This window comes from Sulfitobacter sp. 1A13496 (assembly GCF_043557225.1).
GTDB classification, from domain to species: Bacteria; Pseudomonadota; Alphaproteobacteria; order Rhodobacterales; family Rhodobacteraceae; genus Sulfitobacter; species Sulfitobacter faviae.
On record NZ_JBIFFP010000025.1, the window covers coordinates 1 to 2,187 of the forward strand.

The 2,187-nt window shown below is 52.1% G+C and carries 1 protein-coding gene, 2 tRNA genes and 1 rRNA gene; all 4 read right to left on the reverse strand.

Annotated elements, in window-relative coordinates; all coding sequences use genetic code 11:
• Nucleotides 1–539 (reverse strand): 23S ribosomal RNA (locus tag ACGYLX_RS18975); the annotation flags it as partial.
• 412 nt (nt 540–951) lie between these two features.
• On the reverse strand, nt 952–1,866 hold the full coding sequence (locus ACGYLX_RS18980; protein WP_394451276.1) for a glycosyltransferase family 2 protein: 915 nt from the start codon (nt 1,864–1,866) through the stop codon (nt 952–954).
• Nucleotides 1,866–1,941, reverse strand: a tRNA-Ala gene (locus tag ACGYLX_RS18985). The genes ACGYLX_RS18980 and ACGYLX_RS18985 overlap by 1 nt, the downstream gene beginning before the upstream one ends.
• A gap of 27 nt (nt 1,942–1,968) precedes the next feature.
• Nucleotides 1,969–2,045: transfer RNA gene (locus ACGYLX_RS18990), tRNA-Ile, on the reverse strand.
• Nucleotides 2,046–2,187 lie beyond the last annotated feature (142 nt).

Sequence of the window (2,187 nt, forward strand, 5' to 3'; positions counted from 1 at the left end):
TTCAGGTACTGTTTCACTCCCCTCGTCGGGGTGCTTTTCACCTTTCCCTCACGGTACTGGTTCACTATCGGTCAGTAAGGAGTACTTAGCCTTCGAAGGTGGTCCTCCGATCTTCAGACAGGATTTCACGTGTCCCGCCCTACTTAATACGTCCAATCATGCTTCTTATACGGGACTATCACCCACTTTGGTTGCGCATTCCAACGCATTCTAACCACACTCATGGCTCGGCTGGTCCCCGTTCGCTCGCCGCTACTAGGGGAGTATCATATTGATTTCCTTTCCTCCGGGTACTTAGATGTTTCAGTTCCCCGGGTTTGCCTTTTTAAGCCTATATATTCAGCCTAAAAATACCTGTTTTACCTCATTATTAGCTGCACCGAAGTGCAGTAATAACAAAGTATCAGGTGGGTTGCCCCATTCAGAAATCCATGGATCAAAGCTTATTCTCAGCTCCCCATGGCTTATCGCAGAGTATCACGTCTTTCATCGCCTCTTACTGCCAAGGCATTCACCAAACGCCCTTTTCGCGCTTGATTTGATCCAGAAAAAGCAAGACTTAGCGCCTCGCGCGAAGATCAGAAGCTGGTAAGAAACTGACCCTCTTATTCTGCATCAAAAGCATACTTCACCCGCCCAGACTGTCGTCTGGACAATGAGCGATGCAGATAGCTGCCGTCCGTGCAGGACGCAGCGTCACCGCTCTGGTTAGTGTACTTGACTTGGACAACATATTCGTTTCAGCCGCGATATGCTTGAAAGACCGAGGAAACAGCCCGTCAAACACCGGCCCCGAAGGGCAGCAACTGAGATCATCACCTAACGCGGTGAGATCAAACATGTTGATAGTATCTCTCTTTACGATGTCAATCACGTGCATCCGAAGGATGTCACGCAAACGTCCAGATTGGACGAGCAAAAACGCCGTAGCGTTCTTGCTGATCTAATCTATCAGCAGTTTTCGAACCACTTTGGGAGGGTCGTCCGAAACGGGAACTTTACCGATCTGGCACGCAGCACGTTAAGCTTCTCATCTCGAACGGGGTCGCGCTTGATCCGCCGATAGCCGCGTCGCTCTGCCAAGGGCCAATCCAGCTCAGTCAACTCGCGAAAAGCGGCGTAAAAGCGGGAGGCGTCTTGATCTGCCTGCGCCCAAGCTTTACCGGGAAGACCTTTGCTACCAGCGTTGCCAATAAGCGTCCGATGCTGGTTGGCATCGATCAGCGCAGCGCTGTTCGCATATTTGAGATGAACCAAGTAAACACCTTTGGGAAAGGTGAATGACGTGTCGTCCAAACGCTCGGGGGCAGTTTGAATGCCATGGCGCACCAAATGCGTTCCACGCCGAACCGCCCAAGCCTTGCTGTAATGCCCGGAGAAATGCGCCTTACGCCTGTAGCGCAGGACATTATCTTGCGCTGTTAGCGTAGGATCGCCGTCCATTTCAGTGAGGTTCATTCCCAAAGCAAAGAGTGCAGATGCTCTCTTGCGCGAGGCGAACAGGTCGCTGAAATTTGCGTAACGTTCCGGGTCGAAACAAATCAGTTCATCCGCATCCGTGCGGATAACCCAGTCGTATAGCGCACCCAATCCGTCCTGAAGGCCGTTCAGCAGGTGTCCACGAACCCGATCGAAACCAGTCAGGTCATCCCGCGGCACCGTGATCACATTCGCCCGTGGGCAAAGCTCAGAAACCTTCGGATCATGGCCATGGGCTACGATATAAAGATGTTCCGAGCCTAGGTGCCGTGAGTAATGCGCGTACCATTGTGATAGCGCCCAATAATCGCGGTAAACCATTGTGATCGCACAAATCTTCATGCCTTCTTTTAATCCGGACGGATCAAAGGCGGCAAGAGAATTCATGGTGGAGCCTAGGAGGATCGAACTCCTGACCTCCTGAATGCAAATCAGGCGCTCTCCCAGCTGAGCTAAGGCCCCAAAGGGATTCTGCGACTGCAGAAGCGATGGTGGGTCGAGGAGGACTTGAACCTCCGACCTCACGCTTATCAGGCGTGCGCTCTAACCACCTGAGCTACCGACCCATACGGGCGGTAGCCCGTGTTCTATTGTCTGAAGAGATATGAGGACGGCTCGGTTCTATATATTGACCGGCTTTGTTTGCCGATCTGCTAAGTGTTCCACGAGTTGAGCATGCTCAACTGGCTAGGAACATCCTTAGAAAGG

Excerpts from the sequence above, each read along its gene's own strand:
- ACGYLX_RS18980 (WP_394451276.1), bottom strand. The coding sequence starts at position 1,866 with ATGAATTCTCTTGCCGCCTTTGATCCGTCCGGATTAAAAGAAGGCATG.